At 42.0% G+C, this 22726-nt stretch carries 20 protein-coding genes and 1 riboswitch; of the genes, 11 read left to right on the top strand and 9 right to left on the bottom strand.

What is annotated here, in order from left to right:
* Positions 1-333 precede the first annotated feature (333 nt).
* Positions 334-819 carry a hypothetical protein gene (locus NDN13_RS17715; protein ID WP_251116388.1) on the bottom strand — a complete coding sequence of 162 codons (486 nt, stop codon included), beginning with the start codon at positions 817-819 and terminating at the stop codon, positions 334-336.
* A gap of 110 nt (positions 820-929) precedes the next feature.
* Complete coding sequence (locus tag NDN13_RS17710) at positions 930-1925, bottom strand: DUF2804 domain-containing protein (protein ID WP_251116387.1); 996 nt, start codon at positions 1923-1925, stop codon at positions 930-932.
* Positions 1926-2139: 214 nt separating this feature from the next.
* On the opposite strand from NDN13_RS17710, the gene NDN13_RS17705 reads away from it, so the two are divergent.
* Positions 2140-3918 (top strand): bifunctional metallophosphatase/5'-nucleotidase, encoded by a 1779-nt coding sequence (locus NDN13_RS17705; RefSeq protein WP_502799547.1) that lies wholly within the window; start codon positions 2140-2142, stop codon positions 3916-3918.
* Positions 3919-3979: 61 nt separating this feature from the next.
* Here NDN13_RS17705 and NDN13_RS17700 read toward each other — a convergent pair whose 3' ends face one another.
* Genes NDN13_RS17700 through NDN13_RS17690 form a run of 3 tightly spaced genes read right to left on the bottom strand, consistent with a single transcriptional unit; the run spans position 3980 to position 6386 of the window.
* Positions 3980-4492, bottom strand: coding sequence for a DUF1543 domain-containing protein (locus NDN13_RS17700; RefSeq protein ID WP_251116386.1), 513 nt, complete (start codon positions 4490-4492; stop codon positions 3980-3982).
* Positions 4493-4501: 9 nt separating this feature from the next.
* Positions 4502-5746 carry a tryptophan synthase subunit beta gene (gene trpB, locus NDN13_RS17695; protein ID WP_251116385.1) on the bottom strand — a complete coding sequence of 415 codons (1245 nt, stop codon included), beginning with the start codon at positions 5744-5746 and terminating at the stop codon, positions 4502-4504.
* Positions 5727-6386, bottom strand: a complete 660-nt coding sequence (locus NDN13_RS17690) for a phosphoribosylanthranilate isomerase (protein WP_251116384.1) — start codon at positions 6384-6386, stop codon at positions 5727-5729. Before NDN13_RS17690 ends, trpB begins: the two co-directional genes overlap by 20 nt.
* A gap of 119 nt (positions 6387-6505) precedes the next feature.
* A riboswitch (cobalamin riboswitch) is annotated at positions 6506-6719 on the top strand.
* Between the two features lie 37 nt (positions 6720-6756).
* Between NDN13_RS17690 and NDN13_RS17685 the strand changes: the two genes are divergently transcribed.
* The 3 genes from NDN13_RS17685 to NDN13_RS17675 all read left to right on the top strand — a co-directional run bounded on the left by NDN13_RS17685 (position 6757) and on the right by NDN13_RS17675 (position 10046).
* Entirely contained in the window at positions 6757-8613 is a 1857-nt protein-coding gene (locus tag NDN13_RS17685; RefSeq protein ID WP_251116383.1) for a TonB-dependent receptor plug domain-containing protein, read from the top strand.
* A gap of 104 nt (positions 8614-8717) precedes the next feature.
* Positions 8718-9305: a cob(I)yrinic acid a,c-diamide adenosyltransferase gene (locus NDN13_RS17680; RefSeq protein ID WP_251116382.1), complete on the top strand. Its 588-nt coding sequence runs from the start codon at positions 8718-8720 to the stop codon at positions 9303-9305.
* Between the two features lie 21 nt (positions 9306-9326).
* Positions 9327-10046, top strand: a complete 720-nt coding sequence (locus NDN13_RS17675) for a glycerophosphodiester phosphodiesterase (protein WP_251116381.1) — start codon at positions 9327-9329, stop codon at positions 10044-10046.
* A 28-nt stretch (positions 10047-10074) separates the two neighbouring features.
* Here the strand turns inward: NDN13_RS17675 and NDN13_RS17670 are convergent, their stop codons facing one another.
* Positions 10075-10602 (bottom strand): META domain-containing protein, encoded by a 528-nt coding sequence (locus NDN13_RS17670; protein ID WP_251116380.1) that lies wholly within the window; start codon positions 10600-10602, stop codon positions 10075-10077.
* Between the two features lie 211 nt (positions 10603-10813).
* On the opposite strand from NDN13_RS17670, the gene NDN13_RS17665 reads away from it, so the two are divergent.
* The 3 genes from NDN13_RS17665 to NDN13_RS17655 all read left to right on the top strand — a co-directional run bounded on the left by NDN13_RS17665 (position 10814) and on the right by NDN13_RS17655 (position 14159).
* Positions 10814-11983 carry an acyl-CoA desaturase gene (locus tag NDN13_RS17665; RefSeq protein ID WP_251116379.1) on the top strand — a complete coding sequence of 390 codons (1170 nt, stop codon included), beginning with the start codon at positions 10814-10816 and terminating at the stop codon, positions 11981-11983.
* A gap of 139 nt (positions 11984-12122) precedes the next feature.
* Positions 12123-13565: a protein adenylyltransferase SelO gene (locus NDN13_RS17660; RefSeq protein ID WP_251116378.1), complete on the top strand. Its 1443-nt coding sequence runs from the start codon at positions 12123-12125 to the stop codon at positions 13563-13565.
* A gap of 12 nt (positions 13566-13577) precedes the next feature.
* On the top strand, positions 13578-14159 hold the full coding sequence (locus tag NDN13_RS17655) for a L,D-transpeptidase family protein (protein ID WP_251116377.1): 582 nt from the start codon (positions 13578-13580) through the stop codon (positions 14157-14159).
* 423 nt (positions 14160-14582) lie between these two features.
* Here the strand turns inward: NDN13_RS17655 and NDN13_RS17650 are convergent, their stop codons facing one another.
* Both NDN13_RS17650 and baeS read right to left on the bottom strand, forming a co-directional pair.
* A complete protein-coding gene (locus NDN13_RS17650) occupies positions 14583-15269 on the bottom strand; it encodes a response regulator (protein ID WP_004652437.1) in 687 nt (228 codons plus the stop codon).
* 45 nt (positions 15270-15314) lie between these two features.
* Positions 15315-16988 carry a sensor histidine kinase efflux regulator BaeS gene (gene baeS / locus NDN13_RS17645; protein WP_251116376.1) on the bottom strand — a complete coding sequence of 558 codons (1674 nt, stop codon included), beginning with the start codon at positions 16986-16988 and terminating at the stop codon, positions 15315-15317.
* 131 nt (positions 16989-17119) lie between these two features.
* Between baeS and NDN13_RS17640 the strand changes: the two genes are divergently transcribed.
* The 4 genes from NDN13_RS17640 (at position 17120) to NDN13_RS17625 (ending at position 22172) form a co-directional block, all read left to right on the top strand.
* Positions 17120-17494 (top strand): heavy-metal resistance, encoded by a 375-nt coding sequence (locus NDN13_RS17640; protein WP_251116375.1) that lies wholly within the window; start codon positions 17120-17122, stop codon positions 17492-17494.
* 311 nt (positions 17495-17805) lie between these two features.
* Positions 17806-19608, top strand: a complete 1803-nt coding sequence (locus NDN13_RS17635) for an acyl-CoA dehydrogenase C-terminal domain-containing protein (RefSeq protein WP_005193034.1) — start codon at positions 17806-17808, stop codon at positions 19606-19608.
* Positions 19609-19770: 162 nt separating this feature from the next.
* On the top strand, positions 19771-21552 hold the full coding sequence (locus tag NDN13_RS17630; RefSeq protein ID WP_004652441.1) for an acyl-CoA dehydrogenase C-terminal domain-containing protein: 1782 nt from the start codon (positions 19771-19773) through the stop codon (positions 21550-21552).
* A 122-nt stretch (positions 21553-21674) separates the two neighbouring features.
* Positions 21675-22172 (top strand): phosphate-starvation-inducible protein PsiE, encoded by a 498-nt coding sequence (locus NDN13_RS17625; RefSeq protein WP_004652444.1) that lies wholly within the window; start codon positions 21675-21677, stop codon positions 22170-22172.
* A gap of 41 nt (positions 22173-22213) precedes the next feature.
* Here NDN13_RS17625 and NDN13_RS17620 read toward each other — a convergent pair whose 3' ends face one another.
* Positions 22214-22585 carry an RcnB family protein gene (locus NDN13_RS17620; RefSeq protein WP_101235562.1) on the bottom strand — a complete coding sequence of 124 codons (372 nt, stop codon included), beginning with the start codon at positions 22583-22585 and terminating at the stop codon, positions 22214-22216.
* Between the last annotated feature and the right edge of the window lie 141 nt (positions 22586-22726).

The raw sequence follows: 22726 nt of genomic DNA, 5'->3' as shown, positions 1-22726 counted from the left end.
ATTGCAACGAGTTCAGCTTATTTCGGTATTGCTCTTAATTCAATGTGCGAACAAAGATTGCCTACAAGCAGAATATCTAGTATTCCACATCAGTAAGCCTTTAATTACGGTGTACTTTCTTCACTTAATCTGCAGGAAAGTACACATGTGTTTAAGCGATATTCAACGAAAAACTTATCAGCAATATTAACGATAACAGCGAGAATATCCTCGATGGCAATGTAGGTATACCTTGAGGTAGAAAATGGCTTGTTAACGCCACACTCATCAGCACCTATATTTTATGATTTATAAAAAACTGTTATTTCATAAAAATTCAAAGAGGATCAACGATTACTCCTCAACTTTTAAAACAAAATCCTGATTAAAATCTTTTAATCCATCCCTGACTGTCCCAGAAATATTGATCTTATAAATACCAGACTTCGTGGGTGTGCCCTCAATCTTCGTCAAAGCATGCGGAGCAAACGGTTTTTCCCCTTGACCTGATGAAACAATCAAACCACTGTTTTGATCAATATTTGACGCCACAACAAAAGTATCTTCAATTACACCATATTCCTTCATCTTTATTTCTGTGTAATAAGGACTTCCAACTTTTGCTGCTGGCATTTCTTTTGTCAAAAAGACATCCTTATTTTCATGAGAACACCCGAATAGAAATAAAAATGTGAGTACGACAATCTTAGGCCGTAAGAAAAACAGAGTGCTTAAAGCTGAATTTGAAAATTGAATATGCAATGTCCGTTGTTGTGCGATTGAGCCACGTTGATTCAAAACATCAAATATTTTAAAAATCATATTATTAGATTTAATCATCCTCAATTAAATAACGATTTTATATGAACCAAAAGAGACTCCATACAAAATCACCTTATGATAAAAACCCACTCACGCCATTATGGCTAAAACCATTCAATTCGGCATGACTACCACTTCGCATAATGCTGTTCTAAAAGACCATATTCATTATCTAATGACACCACTTCAACCTGCTCATGTGCAATGGTGCCACTGACTTTGGCCTGCCATTGATTGAACTGGCTGCCGATCAAACGCAAATTAATATTTTCAAAACGACACCAGCCTGTTTCCACCACCAAGTTTAAACATCCGCCCAATGAACGAATCGACCACGTTGTTTCATTTTGCTGTTCAAATAAAACATCCGTCAGTGGATACAAACGACCATTTACCCATAAGGCATTTTCATTGCCAAAACTTTCATTGACTCCCGATGCAAGATTCAACCCAATACGACGGTCCTGTGCATCACGGAACTGGCAAGATAACCAGAACCAAGCCGTTTCAGGGCGCAAAAAGCCACAGGTATCATCTAATGCAGCAAGACTATGGGCATTAAATTCAATCTGTTGTCGATCTGGGCTGATAAAGAATCCCTCAACCGCCAATGTGGTTTGCTTCTGGGTATAGGTCCAGCCATTAATCCCCGTCGGGCTACACAAACTTAAGGCATCCGTGCCCGCACAAAAAATTCGGGCTTTCAGTTGTACTTCACCATGTTTGGTCACTTGAATATAGCGCACCCCGTTGGCATGCTGCATATCAAATTGATAGGCTGATTTTTTAAATGAACTTTGGCTAAATAAGGGCTGTTCATCGAGTTGTGTTTTTAATGCTAGTGGTTGAATCGCATTCCACTCAATCACTTTTTTAGACTGATGATCATAGACATAGAAAAAACCATGACCTGCCCAGGATAAATCAACAATCGCGACCCCAATACTGTAATGCTCATGCTGCAAGCCACAGAATTTAAATTTTTTATATTTAAGTTGTTTGCGCCAGCCTGTTAATACCTGTCCATAAGGCGTTTTATAAATATAGTCATTCAGATTAATCCGCGAAGGGACTTGCTCAAAACGTCCATAACGCGGTTGACCATTGGCTTGTATCAAATCCATTTTATATTCCATGATTGCTAGGTCGCAGCTACGTCCATAATAGACTGTAAGTGATCAAATTTACTACTATTTTTATATAAAAAAGTGCGATTTAAATCTCGTTTCACCCAATAAATCCAAGCTACAAATGGACTTTTCTAGCTCACTATTTCATCAAATATTCATACAGAAGTTTTATTTTAAAAAACAATCTTATACCACTCGATCAAAAACCATGACGACTCAACGACTATTAAAAGCAAACGTACTCTGTCTCATGATACTGGCCTTAACAGCTTGTAATGACAATGACGATAATAACCAAACACCAACCGTTGAACGCAAAAATCAGAATATCAACATCCTTGCATTCAATGACTTTCACGGCAATCTAGAGCCACCGAAACGTTTTATTGAAGCAGATAATCCAACTGATAACAGTAAAACCGTACGTATTCCTGTTGGTGGAGTCAGTTATTTTGCCGATGCTATCAAAAAGCTACGTGCGCAATATCCAAACAATGCAGTCGTTTCAGCAGGCGACTTGATTAGTGCTTCACCACTCACATCATCGTTGTTCTTGGACGAACCCACTATTGAAGCCATGAATGATATTCAGATTGATTTCAATGCCGTTGGTAATCATGAGTTTGACCGCGGGACAGATGAACTACGTCGTTTGCAAAATGGTGGCTGTCAGCAATATACCAGTGCCAAACCCTGCCAGATCAACCCAAAATTTGAGGGGGCCAAGTTCAATTTCTTGGCTGCCAATGTTTCAATGAAGGCTGATCCAAAGAAAACCCTATTCCCTGCTTATAAAGTCAAAACCTATGGTGGCATCCCAGTGGCCTTTATTGGCATGACCCTAAAAGCGACACCAAGCATCGTATCCGCGGCGGGCATCAAAGATGTCGATTTCCATGACGAAGCAGATACGGTCAATGCCTTGATTCCTGAGTTAAAAAAACAAGGCATTGAAGCGATTGTGGTGGTGGTGCATGAAGGTGTGGCACCAAGTACTAAATTTAATAAGAAAACTTGTGATGGCCTCAGCGGTCCATTGCTCGGTATCCTCGATCGTTTAGATCCTGCGGTCGATGTAGTGGTTTCTGGCCACACGCATCAATCTTATATCTGTGACTATGCCACTAAGAATCCACAAAAACCGTTCTTACTTACTTCTGCGGGCCAATACGGCACAGCCATTACCAATATTCAGTTAGAACTGGATGGCAAAACAGGTGATGTGATTAAGAAGGATGCCAAACAAGTTCCGATTCAAAGTGAAGCTTATAGCTCTGGCTCAACCACAGTGAACTTGACGGATCTATACGAAAAATTTAATAAAACCCCAAGCATTGAGGCGATTCTGGATAAATATCGTCAGGCCGTCACCACCATTTCAGCCCGTGTGGTCGGTACAGCCAATGGTGTGATTAATCGTAATGCCACCGAAAGTGGTGAAAGTCCACTCGGAAACTTAATCGCTGATGCACAACAAGCCATGGCACTAACAGCAAGTAATCAAGGTTCTGACTTTACCTTGATGAATCCTGGTGGTGTCCGTGCTGATTTGTTGGTAAATAGCAGTAATCAGATCACCTTTGGTGATGTATTTACCGTTCAGCCATTCGGCAATTCAATTGTGACGCTAAGCCTAACAGGCAAACAGATTCGTGATGTGTTAGAACAGCAATGGTCAGGTGCAAACGCAGCCACAGTTCGTATCTTACAGCCATCCAAAGAGTTCAGTTATTCATATAAGAAAGACAACTCGACTTCACCACGCGCCAGCAATATCTTGGTTGCAGGACAAGCGCTGAATGATAGTAAGGTTTATCGTGTGACGGTCAACAGTTTCCTTGCTGATGGTGGTGATAACTTCACGGTATTAAAAGAAGGTAAAAATCCAGTCGGTGGCGGACAAGATATCGACGCCTTAGAAAAATATGTGGCGCAGCATTCTCTACTGACGGCACCTAAAACAGATCGAATCAAAGTACTTCCTTAACTACATTCGCAATAAAAAAACAGGGAAGCAATTGCTTCCCTGTTTTCATATTTACTACTGATTAATCCAAAGTCAGATAAGTATTTTCCCAAACTGTAGGATTAAACTCACCTTGAACTAAATGAATATAACGCCCCGCAACATGATCAATTGGGATGCAATCATCCACATCCACCACACGATCGGTATGCGGTTTATGCCAATCTTGTTCGATAAATTGTTTACCTAACTGTTTTGCGGTCACGGCATCAGACGCAACCATTAAATGATAGCTATGTAATTCACCAAAAGCGTTAAGTGAATATCCACCTAGATTAATCAAATATAATTTTTCATCCAAAGCCGACGGTGCTGCGTCGGAAAACTGAATTTGATAATTCACGCCTTGTGATTGAACACCTGAAATCTGTGCCCAAGCATCGATATGTAAGCCTTTCGATTCACCAAACCAAGTCTGTTTGAGCTGAGGGATGACTTCAGACAATGACTCACCTATGCCCATCACCACATCATGCACTTCAGTATTGGCTTTTGCATGTCGGCCACCCAACATCACCATAAACAAACTTGGCATTGTAAACACTTACATCTCGACCATTTCAACGCCATCAATACGCGCAACCGTCATTAAGTCTTTATCGCCACGACCTGAAACAGTTGCAATAATGATTTGATCTTTCGACATGGTTGGCGCGAGTTTAGTGACATAAGCCATCGCATGTGAGCTTTCAAGTGCAGGAATAATCCCTTCGATTTGAGTGAGATCACGAAAACCCTGTAATGCTTCACCATCATTGATTGGCACATATTCCACACGGTTCATGTCTTTTAAGAAACTATGCTCAGGACCAACACCTGGATAGTCCAGACCCGCTGAAATACTATGTGTTTCAATAATCTGACCTTGTTCATCCGACATTAAATAAGTACGGTTACCATGTAACACACCGACATGGCCTGCATTTAATGGCGCAGAGTGTTTACCTGTTTCGATGCCATAACCTGCAGCTTCAACACCATACATTTTCACATCTTGATCATTCAGGAATGGATAGAACAAGCCCATCGCGTTTGAACCACCACCTACACAAGCCACAAGAGCATCAGGTAAACGTCCTGCTTGTTCTTGAATTTGACGACGTGCTTCGCGACCAATAATCGACTGGAAATCACGAACAAGCTGTGGATATGGATGCGGACCAGCCACCGTACCAATCACATAATAGGTACTATCCACATTGGTCACCCAATCACGCATCGCTTCGTTCATGGCATCTTTCAATGTTTTTGAACCACTTTGCACGGGTACCACTGTTGCGCCCAACAAACGCATACGATAGACATTCATGGCCTGACGCTTCACGTCTTCAGCGCCCATGTACACCACACATTCCATACCTAAGCGTGCTGCAATCGTTGCCGTCGCCACACCGTGTTGACCTGCACCTGTTTCCGCGATAATGCGCTTTTTCCCCGACAGTTTTGCCAATAAAGCCTGACCAATGGTGTTATTCACTTTGTGTGAACCCGTGTGATTCAGATCTTCACGTTTCAGGTAAATTTGCGCACCGCCGAGGTGCTGAGACCATCGCTCAGCATAATAAAGTGGACTAGGACGACCAACATAGAACGCAAGATCACGGTCAAACTCTGCTAGAAACTGTGCATCATTCTTCATACGACCATAAAGACTTTCGAGGTCTTCAAGTGCAGCCATCAGCGTTTCTGATACAAAACGTCCACCATGGATACCGAAATGCCCTTGCGCATCTGGAAACTGGGTGTAGTCAATCACTTGATTTTTTTGACTAAGGCTTTGCTGATCCACGTTGGACTCCTTGCATAAATTTTTCAATCAGTTGTTGGTCTTTTATACCTTTTGCGGACTCGACGCCTCCGCTGACATCTACAGCAAATGCTGCTGTAGTATCAATAGCTTCACTGACATTTTCAGGGGTCAAGCCACCTGCCAAGATAAGTGGAATTTCAAGTTGTGGGAATTGGGTCCAGTCAAAACTGTGCCCTGTGCCGCCTTTCAGTTCAGGATGCCATGCATCAAGCAAGACCGCACTGGCTCCCGCTGCTTGATAACGCTGGATTTCAGCCACAACATCTAAATCAGGTTTGACTTGAATGGCCTTATACCAACGGCGTTTACAGTGTGCTGCAATCAATTGGCATTGTTCTGGCGTTTCATCGCCATGTAGTTGTAATACATCCAAAGCAACGGAATCAAGCACCGTTTGTATGTGTTCAGCACTGGCATTTACAAATAAGCCGACCAATTGCACATAAGGTGGTACCAGCTTTGCCAAGGTCTGGGCTTGCTCGATACTGACATGACGTGGACTGGGTGGAAAAAATACAAAACCAATCGCATCTGCCCCGGCTTGGACAACGGCTTGGATATCTTGTGCTCGGGTAATTCCACAAATCTTGGCGCGGGTTCGCATTTGGCTTTGGCGCATGAGCTGTCCAATTAAAACTGAATATTTTTGAAACTCTGGCATTGTAATGCAATTTGACCCACTTTGGGCAAAGTTCATTCGCAAATGCAATTGTTTAAAAAACGTTAACACTTTATACTTTACGTAATCTTGCAACAAGTCTAAAGCAAATTCTTTTGCTTATAGGGAAGTTGGTGAAATTCCAACACTGCCCTCGCAACGGTAACACCGAATCACTCATCTCAGCACAAAGCCAAATCACTGCATCGGTATGATGTGGGAAGATGATGAGTAATATCATTTAATTGATGATTATAGTGAAGTCCGGAGACCTGCTTGTTGTTTATTTCCACATTATCATTCACGACGGGTGAATGTCTGGAGCGACATCATGTCTACTGTTTTTCAACCGACTCGTTTAGTTGGTGCTATCGCTATTGCGATGGGGTTTTCTTCACCTGCTTTTGCTCAAGATCAATCAAGCGATAAAACTGCGACGCTAGATACGATTGTTGTGACAGCATCCCGTACTGAACAAAAAATCAGTGAAGTTCCTGCGCGAATCAATATTATTGAACCTAAGATTCTAGAACAATCACCAATCGCTTCGTTACCCCAGTTATTACAAACTGATGCTTCAATCAATATGGTACAAACTGGTGGCTATGGGCAAGCTGCTTCCATTTTTTTACGTGGTACAAATTCGAATCACACATTGCTTTTAAGAGATGGTGTTCGTCTAAATTCAAATACCTCTGGTGCAGCATCACTCCCATTTATTGATACCACAGATATTAAACAGATCGAAGTTCTCAAAGGCCCAGCCTCTGTCTTATATGGTGCTGATGCAATTGGCGGTGTGGTGCAACTGATTTCCAAAACACCTGAAAAAACATCAGCTTTTGTAACAGGCGAAATTGGTGAGAATAAAACCTATAAATCTGTTATTGGTGCAGATTTGGCTGAAAATGGTTTTTATGCTCAAATTCGTGGGCAACGTTTAGAAACAGATGGTACGCCTGTTACTGATGCAAAAGATAATAAAAAAGCAAGCTTTGATCAAAAAGGCTATAGTGCGAAAGTTGGCATTGATAAAGCGCAATATGCAGCTTCGGTTGACTATAGCGAGAACCAAGGTTATAGCGATTACGACAATTACGGTAACTTAGTTTCTCAAGACTTTAAAAACGAAGCTATCAATGTAAAAGGTCGCCTCAATGTTTTAGATAACCTTGCAGTGCATGCCCGTCTTTCACAATATAAAGATAATATTGATCAAAATACTTCTTCAGATTACGTGCATAGTACAACTCAGGAAGCTGAACTTTATACAAAATGGCAAATAACGCCTGCCCAAAATATTTTAGTTGGTTCAACCTTTAAAGATATTAAAGGTGATGTCTACTCAAAAAATCTATACGGCGGACAAGACGTCAAATATAAAGAATCCGTAGATACGATTGGTTATTTTGCTCAACACCAATATCAGCACAATGGCTTAGACACCCAAGTGGGTATTCGTGTTGAAGATAATGATAAGTTTGGTACTCATACCGTTGGCCAAGGGGCTATTCGCTACCAAGTATTACCTCTTACAAGTGTATATGCCAATGTAGGTTCTGCCTTCCGTGCACCAACGACCAATGACTTATATGCCTTATCCTGGGGTGCAAATCCTGATTTAAAACCAGAAGAAAGCTTTTCTTATGAAATCGGTGTAGATCAAAAGTTAAATTACAACATCGACTTAGGCTTATCTATTTATCGCAATAAAGTGGATAACCTCATTAGTTTTCAAGCAGGTAAGTTGATCAATGTTAATAAAGCAACTTTTACTGGTGGCGAAGCTTCATTTAAATGGCAGCAAGATGAACTCTTTTTAAGTACAACTTATGCTTATGTACAAGCAAAAGATGATGAAACCAAAAAAGATCTAAATCGTCGCCCACGTCAAAGCCTAACCCTTACAACGGGATGGGATGATGGAGAATATGGTGTTTCAGCTTCTGTTGTTGCGAAATCGAATTCAAAAGATTTTGCAGATTGGCCATCAACAACACCAACAACTACCCCTGGCTATGTCACCACGAATGTAAATGTGTATTGGCAACCTATCCCAATGATCAAACTCTTTGCAAACATTGAGAATATTGGTGATGTAAATTATAAAACTGCTTATAACGGTAACGGCGTGTACTACATCAACGGTGGACGTCAAGCCTCTGCAGGTGTCACATTCCGTTATTAATCGCGTGATAAAATAATAAAAAATATTTTCTTAACTCCAGTTTCGGGGTAATGTTCTGACCGACATTATCCCCTTTTTATTTTCAGGATCAGAGAAACAGAACTATGGGACATCGTTTAAGTAAAATCTATACCCGTACAGGCGACTCAGGTACAACTGGCCTAGGGGATGGTTCGCGCGTTGCCAAAGATGATTTACGTATTGCTGCACTCGGTGATGTCGATGAACTGAATGCCACTATTGGCGTGCTTCGCGCACAAATCAGCGCCAGCAAAATTGAAAATAAAGTGCATTGGGACAAAAGCTTAAGCCTGATTCAGCATTGGTTATTCGATTTAGGGGGTGAAGTGTGTATTCCAAACTATCATTTACTGCAGCCTGTGTGCATTGAATTTCTGGAAAAAGAAATCGATCACATGAATGAATCACTGCCAATGTTAAAAGACTTCATTTTGCCATCAGGCACTCTAGCTTGTAGTTATGCACATCAGGCCCGTGCAGTGTGCCGTCGTGCCGAACGTGCTTTATTGTCTGTACACAATCGTGACCAAAATATTCAGGCAACCGCATTACAATTACTCAATCGCTTATCGGACTGGTTATTCGTTGCTTCACGTGCCTTACAACGTGCTGAAGGTGGTAACGAAGTGCTGTGGCAAAAAAATATTAATGACAGTATCGATCAAGCATAATCATTTGTTGGGTAGATAAAGATGCGAATTATTGGTCATCGTGGTGCGCGTGGCGAAGCGCCTGAAAACACCTTAGGTGGATTCCGCTATCTGCATGATTTAGGTGTACGTGCCGTTGAATTTGATGTGCGCCAACTGAAAGATGACCACTTGGTGGTGATTCATGATGATGATTTTGTACGTACTGCGGGTCGTTCACAACAAGTCGAAAGCAGTAGCTTAATTGAAGCCCAGCAATTCGATCACCGCCATCAATGGCAAGCATGGGCCTTTGAAGAATACACGCCGAGCCTGTCACATGTTTTAGACTGTCTCACTGACTTTGAGCATATTGAAGTTGAGATTAAAGCGGTTGCAGACGAAACTGCAGCTGAACGTCTAATTCTGCAGTTACAACAAGATTTAAAAGGTTTTGAGAAGAGCGCAACCATTACCAGTTTTGATGTCAAAATTTTAGCGGCATTACAGCAACAACAAAGCTCATTTAAACGTGGGTTGTTGGTGGAAATCCCCATTGGGGAATATGCCATTGAACTGGCCCAGCAATATGGCTGTTGTCAAATTGGTTGGGGAGACGCCTTAGCAACAGATGAGATTATTCAACGTACCCAACAGGCCAATCTTGAAATCAGTGTCTGGACAGTGAATGAAGTCGAGCGCGCCAAGCATCTTCAGCAATTGGGCATTCAAGGTTTGATCACTGATGTACCCAGTACCATGCTACAACACTTAAAATTATAAAAAGGCGGAACGCATTCCGCCTTTTTGCTTATCTTTTTCGGTGCGCTTGAATCAAACGCTGCCCTTTGGCGTCCAATAAATATAAGTTGGTACCATCCAACTGAAAACGTTCAACACGTTGAATCGCATCCATCAAATCCGCTTCTTGCGCTAAAGCTTTATCACAACTTTGATGCTGCGCCATCACATCAAAATCTAGCTTGCCTTGAGCAAAGTCATATTTATAGCGACCATAAATCTGATTACAGCCCGTATGCCCCGCCACCATTTTTGAAAAAGAATTGAGCGAGAAGCTTGGATATTGATTAAAGAACAACGCACGCTTGCCTTGAATCGAAGTAATCTGCCATTCAACATCCTGAACCCCATCGGTGCTTTTACGCACTTGCATCGCCGGCGCTTGCGTTACTCGCTTGGGTTGTAAGGTGTTTTTTTGTGTGGGCGTTGGTTGGCTTTGGCACGCTGCGAGCAGGATACCAGCCGATAATATTAAAGTTTTGTTAAAAAATGCCTTCAAAGAAAAAATAGGATTTTTCACGGTAATTTGCTCAGACATTGATTTATTTCACCTTTTAATTCATTGATCAATCTTACAAATGAATTCTGTTACTGTTCTTCCGATACAACTGTAGAATAATGCTAGTGCTAATTGATTTGGACATGCTAATATCGGCGATAAAATAGCAATATATCGTCATGATTGGTTTTGCTATCTCGTTTAGTTTTATTATCTTGTACAAACAAGGTTTTTAGGAGCGCTGACGGATATGACTTCCGCCCCACTCAAAAAAGCACCCATTAACTGGACTGCTAGCATTACCTTAATTGGAACACCAATTGTTGCTGCCATTTTAATTCCTTTATACGCCTATTATTATGATTTTAGTGTAAGTGCATGGGTCAGTTTATTCTTCCTATTAGCACTGAGTAGCCTAGGAATTACCGCAGGTTATCACCGTCTTTGGGCACATCGTGCTTATGAGGCAGCCTTACCACTTAAAATTTTATTGATGATTGGCGGTACATTCGCAGTTCAAAACAGTATTTTGTTCTGGGCTTCAGGCCACCGTACCCATCACCGTCATGTTGATGATGTTGATGAAGACCCGTATTCAATCAAACGTGGCTTTTGGTATGCGCATCTTGGCTGGATGATCCGCGATCATTCTCCATCTAAACCAGATTTTAAAAATGCACCTGATTTGATGAATGACAAATTGGTGATGTTCCAACACAAATACTATGTCCCAATGGTCATCGCAGTTCACGTTGGCGTATTAGGCTTGATTGGTTGGGCAACCGGCGATATCTGGGGTGTAATTTTACTGGGTGGTTTATTGCGTTTGATCATTAGCCATCACGTGACCTTCTTTATCAACTCACTATGTCACATGTGGGGCAAACGTCCTTATACTGACGAGAACACGGCACGTGACAACTTCGTGTTGGCTATTTTCACTTGGGGTGAGGGTTATCATAACTACCACCACATTTTCCAATACGATTACCGTAACGGGGTGAAATGGTGGCAATATGACCCAACCAAATGGTTGATTTGGACCAGCTCTAAACTTGGTTTAGCAAAAAACTTACGTCGTATTCCAAGCTTTAATATCAAAAAAGCAGAGCTTGCGATGAAGTTCAAATATGCGGAACGTGACTTGGCGATTTATGGTCATGATGTGAATACTGACATCGTGCAAATAAAACAACGTATCGCACAAGAATATGAAGCTTTCACCCATACTTTAAATGATTGGGCCAAGCTAAAAGAACAAGAGCTTCAAGCAAAGAAAGCAGCGATGGCTGAGAAAATTCATCAGATGGATCACAAATTGAAAGTTGATTTCCAATTGCTTGAGCATCGCTTGAGTCACCATCGTGAATGTTTAGAAACCTTGATGCGTAATATTAAAAAAGCGCCAGTTTCTGAATAAACGATCGATAACTAAAAAATGGTCTCAAGAGAGGCCATTTTTTATGCCTGTTCATCTACCATTCCTTTCTCCTAACGACTCCCCATTTCACATTGATATTTGCTATAGTCATGATTCAGCTCTCTCTGATGTTTCAGTTATGCAATTCAATCCCCGCTATGCTTCCCTCAATCCCAAGCTCTATCACCAACAGCAGCCAAGTCCATTGCGCGGTGCCAAAGCAGGTCATTTTAATGAAGCATTGGCTAATGAATTACAATGGAGCGAAGAAGATAAAGCCAACTGGGTAGAAATCTGTAGTGGACAAAAAACCTTTGCTGAATTCCCACCACTCGCTATGGTTTATGCAGGGCATCAGTTTGGACAATGGGCTGGACAGTTAGGAGATGGCCGCGGTTTGTTGATCGGTCAAATCTTGAATCAGCAAGGTGAAACGATTGATCTACACCTCAAAGGTGCTGGCTCTACCCCTTACTCGCGTATGGGTGATGGTCGTGCAGTCCTACGTTCAGTGATTCGTGAATATTTAGCCGGTCATGCATTAAATGCCCTTGGTGTTGCATCAAGTCATGCGGTTGGTTTTACCACGTCAACACAAGGCGTACAGCGCGAAACCCTAGAGCTGGGTGCAATGCTATTACGCACTTCCGAATGCCATATTCGTTTGGGTCACTTTGAATGGATCAATCAATATGCTCCTGAGCTTTTGGCTGAATTCACCCAGAAATGTATTGAATGGCATTATCCTGAATGCCTGAAAGCTGAAAATCCAATTCTGGCTTTCGCCGAAGCTGTGATTGAGCGAACCGCGATCATGATTGCTAAATGGCAATTGGTCGGTTTTGCGCATGGGGTGATGAATACCGACAATTTAAATATCACTGGTTCAACCCTAGATTTTGGTCCATACGGTTTTATGGAGCGTTTCCGTCCGAATTGGATTAACAACCATTCCGATTACCAAGGTCGTTATACCTATCAAAACCAACCGAGTATTGGCCATTGGAATCTTTGGACGTGGCTGAATAATTTAATTCCGTTGGCGAGCGCAGAAAATAAGGAACAATTCAAACTCGATCTAGCAGCATGTTTGGAAAAATTTGAACCGACCTTCTTAGCACATTATGGGCAAGGCTTATGTCAGAAAATGGGCCTCCCCGATTTTCATAAGGACAGTCTGGATTGTAGTTTTGCCTTTCTTGGAATCCTGCAAACTGAGCAATTGGACTACACCCAAAGCTTTCTTCGTTTACAGCAACACGATTACAAGGCCCTAAGAGATGATTGTATCCATATACAACAGTTTGATGACTTCCTAACCCGCTATCAAAATATCCGACAACATCAAGATACTGATGCCTTGGATGAGATCATGCTGCAGGTCAATCCACAGTATATTCTACGCAATCATATGGCGCAGAAAGCGATTGAACTTGCGGAGCGTGGTGATTTTAGTGAAGTTGAGCGTTTATTTAAGCTGCTGAATCAACCTTATCAAAAACAAACTGATTTAGAAACGGAAGCAGATACAGCACCATTGCCAAGCGATGTGCCTGAAATTTCTGTCAGTTGTTCATCTTAGCAGAAGAAATCTATGAAAATTGGGCTGATGATCGGATCTGCGATTTTAATCCTGTTATTGGGACTAGCTTATTTCAAGTATGGCAAGTTCATCCCAACAATGGGATCGGCACATCTGCCTCTTTCAGCCCATGAAATACAACAGCTTCAACAAAACAAACCCGTGACGTCAATTGAAGTGTTTAAAAGCCAGCGCATTTTGCAATTGAAACATCAACAGGAAGTCATTCGCAGCTATCCCATGCGTTTAGGCTTTGATCCGATCGGACACAAACAGTTTGAAGGCGATGGCAAAACACCTGAAGGGACTTATTCTATCGATTGGCGTAATCCTCAAAGCGCTTACTATAAGTCTTTGCATATCTCCTATCCGAATAAAGTCGATCGCACCTATGCCCAACAGCATAATCGATCTGCGGGTGGCGATGTGATGATTCATGGCACTGTGCCAACACGAGCCACATCTGTTCCTACAAGTACAACTTATATGCCACGTAAAGACTGGACGCTGGGCTGTATTGCGGTGACCAACTCAGATATGGATGAAATATGGCAATTGGTCAAGGATCACACCCCTATCATCATTCATCCATAAAGGGACTCGTATTCAGGACAACTTTTGCGGATAAAGGCAATGATCAAACTGCACAAGGCTTATGCAGAGGATAAGTTTATCATCTGAAATTAGTCACAGTTCACCGTCACAACACATCACAAGCAATTGTAAAGTAATGTAAAATTCCTTTGCTTATAAAAAGCGGATTGCTAAGTATTCACAAGAAAAGCAGATAATTTCGACAAAAGCTTTGCGAAACTATCCACATTTTCTGTGGATAACGCTGTGGTTATCCACAGGATAAAACTTTTTGTAGTTCCTCATCCCTTATTATCCATCAAGACCCATCTTATTTCAGACGCTCAATGTAAACAAAAACAATGCGCTATTTAAGGAAACTCATCCATACTTCCTTAGAGATGAGTTAGATCTAACATAGCGCAGATATGAATGAAAAATTATTTATTCATCTGGATATTCAAAGCGATAACCCACTCCATACACCGCCTGAATCCATTCATGACGATTACCAGTATCGGCTGCCTCTGAAATCTTACGGCGTAGGTTTTTAATATGGCTGTCGATTACGCGATCGGCTACATCAAAACTATCTGGGTTAATATGATCGAGTAGCTGTGCACGAGAGTAAACCTGACCTAAGTGCTCCAAGAATAACTCCAATAAACGGAACTCTGTTGGGGTCAAGGTCAAAGCCTTTTGTTGATACCAAATGCGTTGCTGTGCTTTATCAATACGGAATAAATCGTTTTGCTCAGGTTCTGCTTTACGCTCTAAACGACGCAATACCGCTTGTACACGTGCAACCAATTCTTTTGGACTGAATGGCTTACAGATATAGTCATCTGCTCCCATATTCAAACCTAAAACCCGGTCAATTTCCTCAGTACGTGCGGTAACCATAATAATCGGTAGATCAGACTGTTCACGAACCTTGCGGCAAATGGTCAAGCCATCCATGCGTGGCACCATCAAGTCCAAAATCATCAAGCTCGGTTTACGTTGCTGAAACTGGGTATAAGCATCCTGACCATCATGAAACATACTGACTTCAAAACCAGCAGCTTCTAAATAATCACGAACCAACTGTGCAAGTTCGACCTCATCTTCAACCAACATAATATGTTTCATGGTTTTCATCCTATCCATTATCCTCAACATAAGAGGATCTAAAAATTATTGAATTGATTTTGGGAAAGTCAGGACACAACGTAATCCACCTAATGGTGAATGATCGAAAGTCAATGAACCACCTAAAGCTTGTGCCAACTTACACGACAAGGCCAAACCTAGACCTGTACCGCCTGTACTGCGTGTACGTGAATCATCGACACGATAGAAGCGCTCACCTAAACGTGCCAGTTGTTCATCATTTACACCCAATGGACTATCATCTACATACATTATCCATTGTTGTTCATCTTGTTGAGTGTGAATCTGTATTTTTCCACCTAGTTCGGTGTAACGAACACAGTTCCCTAACAGATTGACGATAATCTGTTTAAAACGATCCCGATCTAAAGATAGGATTGCCCCTGCTCCGGACAATGTCACTTCAAGCTGGTTTTGTTCAAACGTCGATCTAAAATTATCAACTTCTTGCAGTACCACATCCCACGGATTAACCTCAGCAAAATAGCATTTCAACTGTTGTGCATCAGCCTGCGCCAAATCTGCCAAGTCTTGGGTTAACTTCTTCAAGGTACTGACCTGACGCATCATGGCATTCAGGTGTTCAGGCGTCGCCTTACGAATCCCGTCCTGCATCGCTTCGATCTGTGCCTGCAATACCGCCAAAGGTGTTTTCAGTTCATGTGAGGTATCAGACACCCATTGACGGCGAGATTCTTCATGCTGATGTAAAATGTCAGCCAAATGGTTCAGTTGATTGGATAAATCACCGAGTTCATCATTTCTTTTAATCACGACTTGATGTTGATAATTGCCATCGGTCAGTTCTAAAGTTGCTTTTAATAAACGTTGAATCGGTTTTTTAAAATAAGTGGCCATCAACAATGCTGCAACCAAACTTGAAAGTACCGTTAAAGCATAGACCAACAGCAAATATCGTTTTTGATTACTAAAGAAATTGATACTGGAGGCATCATCTTGATCCAGTACTGGCTTTAATCCGAGGTAACCCACCACCTTCTCGTCAACAACAATGGGGCGGAACGAAATTTGGTCCGTTGCAGGTTCACCCACAATAAACTGCTGATTCTCATCGTATAAAGACAGCCGTGAGCTCAAACCTAAACGATCAGGAATCGAGACAAAGCGCTTTTTGCCCTGCTCAGCAGGTGCAGCATTGAGTTTACTGTCTTGTTTGTCTTCTTTGCTATCCGTCTTTAAACGAAATTGACGCGGACTTAAAGGAAAGCGCAAGCCTTCAAAAGGTTGATATTCCGAAGGTAAATTCTGTTTGAGAATTTTTAATTCTTCATCATTAAAGATCTGGCGGTTTTTGATCTCGACATTATTTTGCGCCAGCGTTGGAGACAGGCTGAGTAAGGTATGGTCATTAAAATAACGTTGTTGTAGGGCAATATCATATTGACGGCGCAACCACCACTGAGACAGGCGATCATAGTCATCGGGTGCTGCTGTGCCTTCAATTTGCAGAATCTGTGCCTGAATTGCATTGCCCCAGTCATGATAAACCGTATAGACGTTGCCTAAATTGGCAATCAAACGGTCTAGCTTCTGCATTTCCACATCGGCCACATAACGTGCAAAGTTCTTTTGCATAGTCCAATGCAAAATCCCCAAGCTAATCGTTGCGATCAACAAGGTGGTCAGTAATACCGTTAAAAACAGGCGTAGGGCTAAGGGCACGCGGCGAACATTCAAAAGCAGATTCTCAATAGTGTTCTATTTGTGGATTGTAACCAACATGGTCGAAAAAAACTCTCCATTGTTTCTTCATCTTTATTATCTAATCTTTAACCATCGAATCACAACTGATCATGCTGGATAAAACAATGAACAAGACAAAAATCGTATTGATGACCACCCTACTCGGTTCTGTTTTAGGTTTGGCTGCCTGTCAGTCAACCACCCCAGCGGAACAGTCAATGGATCGTGACCATCACCGCCATAATATGCAACGTGCACCACTTACACCAGAACAACGTGCTGAATGGCAAGCCAAACGTGAACAACGTTTAGAGCAACGCGAACAAATGCGTCAGGAACATCAAGCACAACGTGCCCAGATTGAGCAAGCCTGCCAAGGAAAGCGTATCGGAGAACGTGTGAATGTTCAATGGAATAAGCGTGTAATTGAAGGCACCTGTGAGGTTCGTTTTACCCCAGATAAGTCACAGTTCAAACGCCAAACCAACGCAACCACTTAATCCCTCTGTTCCTCATCGGCGCTTTTCAAGCGCCTTTTTTTATGGCCAAAACATATTCATTTTTAAGTACACAGCTGCTTACGATTTTGCCGCTGCAGTTTCACTCAAAAGCCCAAAAAGCACCTACAATCTAAACGCTTAAACAGGTTGAACCATAAACTTTGACTTCACAGTCACTAAGAAATGACCTGCAAAAGCTTGTACCGAACTATAACTTGTTGCACGATTAGCGCTACCAAATGGTGCTCTTGGGCACATCAAACATTGACTAAGATTATAACTCTGGTTTAACCAGTATTGAGGAACCCGCTATGCCACAATACAAAGCACCCTTACGTGATATGCAGTTCGTATTACACGAATTATTAAATGCTGAAGCACATTACGCGAAACTTCCTGCATTTCAAGACACTGTAAGCCGTGAATTGGTTGATCAATATTTAGAAGCAGCGGCTGATTTCTGCGAAAATGAACTTTCTCCTTTAAACCAAGTCGGCGACCGTGAAGGTTGTACTTGGAATGACGGCGTTGTAACAACACCTACAGGCTTTAAAGAAGCGTATCAAAAATATATCGAACTTGGCTTCCCATCTCTTTCTGCTGATGAAGAATTTGGCGGTCAAGCATTACCAAACTCTTTAGGGATCTCTATCTCTGAAATGGTGGGTACTGCAAACTGGTCATGGGGCATGTACCCTGGTCTTTCTCACGGTGCGGTTCGTACTTTAGAACATCACGGTTCTGATGAGCAAAAGAACACTTACTTGCCAAACCTTGTTTCAGGTGTTTGGACAGGGACCATGTGCTTAACTGAATCTCATGCAGGTTCTGACTTAGGTATCATCCGTTCTAAAGCAGAACCAAATGCTGACGGTAGTTACGCAATCTCTGGCGAGAAAATCTTTATCTCTGCTGGTGAACATGACATGGCTGAGAACATCATCCATATCGTACTTGCGCGTTTACCAGGTGCGCCAAAAGGCACTAAAGGGATCTCTTTGTTCATCGTACCTAAATTCCACGTCAATGCTGATGGTTCAGTTGGCGAGCGTAATGCAGTACGTTGTGGTTCAATCGAACACAAAATGGGTATCCATGGTAATGCAACCTGTGTCATTAACTTTGACCAAGCAAAAGGTTACTTGATCGGACCTGAAAACCGTGGCTTAAACTGCATGTTCACCTTCATGAACACAGCACGTATCGGTACAGCGGTTCAAGGTTTATCTGCATCTGAATCTTCTTTCCAAGGCGCTTTAGCGTATGCGAAAGATCGTTTGGCAATGCGTTCTCTTTCAGGTCCTAAAGCACCTGAAAAAGAAGCTGATCCAATTATTGTTCACCCAGCTGTTCGTAACATGCTTTTAACGCAAAAATCATTTGCTGAAGGCGGTCGTGCATTGGTTTACTTATTGGCTCAATATGCAGATATCGTTGAAAAAGGCGAAACTGAAGAAGAACGTAAGTTTGCTGACAACATCTTGTCTTTGTTAACACCAATTGCAAAAGCATTCTTAACTGAAACAGGTTCTGAATCTGCGAAGCACGGTGTACAAGTCTTTGGTGGTCACGGCTTCATTTCTGAACACGGTATGGAACAAATCGTACGTGATACACGTATTGCTTGCTTATACGAAGGTACCACTGAGATTCAAGCGCTTGACTTGTTAGGTCGTAAAGTCTTGCAAACTCAAGGTGCAATGTTGAAAGACTTCACCAAGATCATCCATAAATTTGTTGAAGCAAACAAAGACAATGCGGCGATGCAAGAGTTCATTGCGCCATTGGCTGCTGCCAACAAAGAATGGGGCGACATCACCATGCAAATTGGCATGCGTGCAATGCAAAACCCAGATGAAGTGGGTGCAGCTGCGGTTGACTACTTATACTTCTCTGGTTATGTAACGCTTGCTTACTTATGGGCACGTATGGCACTTGTTGCTCAAGAGAAATTAGCTGAAGGTTCAACTGAAGTTGACTTCTACAATGCAAAAGTGACCACTGCTCGCTTCTACTTCAAGAAGATCTTGCCACGTGTTCGCTCACATGTAGATGTGCTTTCAACTGGCGTTGCGCCATTGTTTGAACTTGATGCGGAACACTTCGCTTTCTAAACATAGTTTAGAATGAGATGCAACGTTCATCACAGAAAAAGGACTGGTCAGTTTTGACCGTCCTTTTTTTGTTTAATCAATGCTAAATTTATACGATTCAATTTATTTGTTCGTTTTATTTGATCACTTTGCACATGAAACGGTGCGTAGAAGGGAACGATTATGCCAATTTACAATGCTCCTTTAGCAGACATGAAATTCATCTTAAATGATGTATTTAAAGCAGAACAATTTTGGCAGTCTAATGAGAAACTGGCTCATGTAGATGCTGCAACAGCTGAAGCAATTTTAGAAGAAATGGCGAAGTTTGCCCAAAACGTGACACATCCGTTAAACCGTACGGGTGATGAAGAAGGCGCACGTTGGGAAAATGGTGAAGTTTTTACCCCAGCAGGTTTTAAAGAAGCATTCCGTCAATACGCTGATGGCGGCTGGATCGGCTTAGGTGCTGATGAAGAATGGGGCGGTCAGGCAATGCCAAAAATGCTGACTGTACTGTCTGATGAAATGTTATTCGCGACCAACCCTTCATTCATGCTCTACCCGCTGCTATCTGTAGGTGCAGGCATGGCTTTAAACAGCTATGCATCACAAGAGCAAAAAGAGACCTATTTACCTAAAATCTATTCTGGCGAATGGTCAGGCACAATGTGCTTAACTGAACCCCATGCAGGTACAGATTTAGGTATTATCAAAACTAAAGCTGAACGCAATGAAGATGGTACGTATAACATTACCGGTACTAAAATCTTCATCACCGGTGGTGATAACGACCTAGCGGAAAACATCATTCACTTGGTACTTGCAAAAACCCCTGATGCTCCTGCGGGTTCACGTGGTATCTCGTTATTCATCGTTCCAAAGTTCCTGTTAAATGAAGATGGTTCTTTAGGTGAGCGCAACCCTGTTGGTCCTGGTTCAATCGAACACAAAATGGGGATCAAGGCATCTGCTACTTGCGTGATGAACTTTGATGGTGCCAAAGGCTACCTCGTGGGTAAAGAAAACGAAGGTCTTGCTGCAATGTTCGTGATGATGAACTACGAACGTTTGTCGATGGGTATCCAAGGTTTGGGGGCTTCTGAATTTGCTTATCAAAATGCAGCGCAATACGCGACTGACCGTTTGCAAGGCCGTAGCGCAGCAGGCGTTCAATCACCAAATAAACCAGCAGACAGCATTTTAGTGCACGGTGATGTACGTCGTATGTTACTCAACGTACGCGCGAATAATGAAGCATCACGTGCATTTGCCGTTTATGTAGGTCAACAGTTAGACATCACTAAATTCTCGACTGATGCAGAAGCTGTGAAGCAAGCGAATAACCGTGTTGCGCTGTTAACACCAATCGCAAAAGCTTACCTCACTGATACGGCCTTCCAAGCAACCTTAGATGCACAAATGGTATTTGGTGGTCACGGTTATATCCGTGAATGGGGTATGGAACAATGTATCCGTGATCTTCGTATTGCTCAAATTTACGAAGGGACTAACGGTGTTCAGTCTCAAGATTTAATTGGTCGTAAAACCATTAAATGTGGCGGCGCATTCATTGCTGAATACATCACCGAAATCCGTGACTTTGCCAATGATCTAGACACAGACTTGAATTTCATTAAAGATGCAACTTTAGATGCTGCAACTGAAATTGAAGCAATTACGCAGTTCATTATCGAGCAAGCAGCTGAAAATGTTGACTTCCCGAACTCAGCTGCAGTTGATTACTTACATGCAGTAGGCTTACTCAGCTTCGCCTATATGTTTGCAAAAATTGCGGCTGCTGCAAAAGATAAATCTGGTGATTTCTACCAAAACAAAATTGCATTAGCACAATACTTTGTAGACCGTATTTTGCCTGAGTTAGATGCACGTTTAGCGAAAATCAAAGCAGGTTCTGACTTGATCATGAACTTCAGCGAAGATTACTTCACCAATCAAGCTTAATTTTAGCGCGGTGATAAAAACTGCCTCAACCATTTGGTTGAGGCAGTTTTTTTATGGCTATAATAAAATCAGCATAAAACTTGCATAACACTCTAATGATCATGTTGAGAATATAAATCACTATGTCAAATTCAAGAGAGAAACTTGAAGGCTTACCTCGCCTACTTGATCGCTTTGGTCACTACGCGGTTGAAGCCTTTCATTATTTAGCCTTATTTATTATCGGCTGTATGATTGCATGGTCAGCCGTGCATACCGTGATTGAAATTCTAACTGTAAAACAGTACGCCACCATTGATGACATCTTGCTGCTGTTTATCTATTTAGAATTAGGTGCCATGGTGGGAATTTACTTCAAGACCAATCACATGCCAGTGCGCTTTTTGATTTATGTCGCGATTACTGCACTCACCCGCCTGTTGATTGCCGATATTCAGCACAATCATAAAGCTTCTATGGATTTGGTGATTACCACAGGTTCGATCTTGATTTTAGCGGTAGCGATTTTGGTGGTCCGATTTGCTTCATGGAACTACCCTTCTGTGATTCGGGGCAAGGATCAAGAACAACAATTGCCTTCCAACAAAACACCTCGACCACAAGATGACGAACTGGCATAAATAAAAAAGCAGGCATATGGCCTGCTTTTTTATTGCATCTCTTATGCAACTCGGAAAACACGATATTTCGAGTCCACCAACACATATTTACCTTGTACCTGCATCCAGTTATAACCACGAGGTGGTTCATATAAACGGTGGGTACGATAGTTAGAAACTACATAGCGGTTACTACGGAATTCTGAGGGTAAGCGCTCGCCGCGCTTGAAGTTAATACGTTGACCATAATGATTACCACGATCGCCATTCGACCAGCGTGGTTGTTCACGATGATCGTAACGGTGGTCATAACGATCATAGCGGTTATCATAGCGATCTTTATGATCATGATTCCAACGATTTGAATCTGCCATGGCTGAGGCAGAAATCCCTAACATAAGCGTTGATACCAGTAATACGGCTGTCTTCTTCATTCTTTGATCCTCTCTGTTTTTCGATCTGAAATCAGATTAAGAAAAACTCAAGGAGAAAGCATGAATAAAACTCACGACATTGCAAAGCTTTGTAATGAATAGCGAGAAATTATGGAGAATCCTCGAGAGATTAAATTTAAA

Source organism: Acinetobacter sp. C32I (genome assembly GCF_023702715.1).
GTDB lineage: Bacteria > Pseudomonadota > Gammaproteobacteria > Pseudomonadales > Moraxellaceae > Acinetobacter.
Note: the sequence above shows the minus strand (reverse complement) of the source record. Positions and strands in the feature narration are given on the sequence as shown.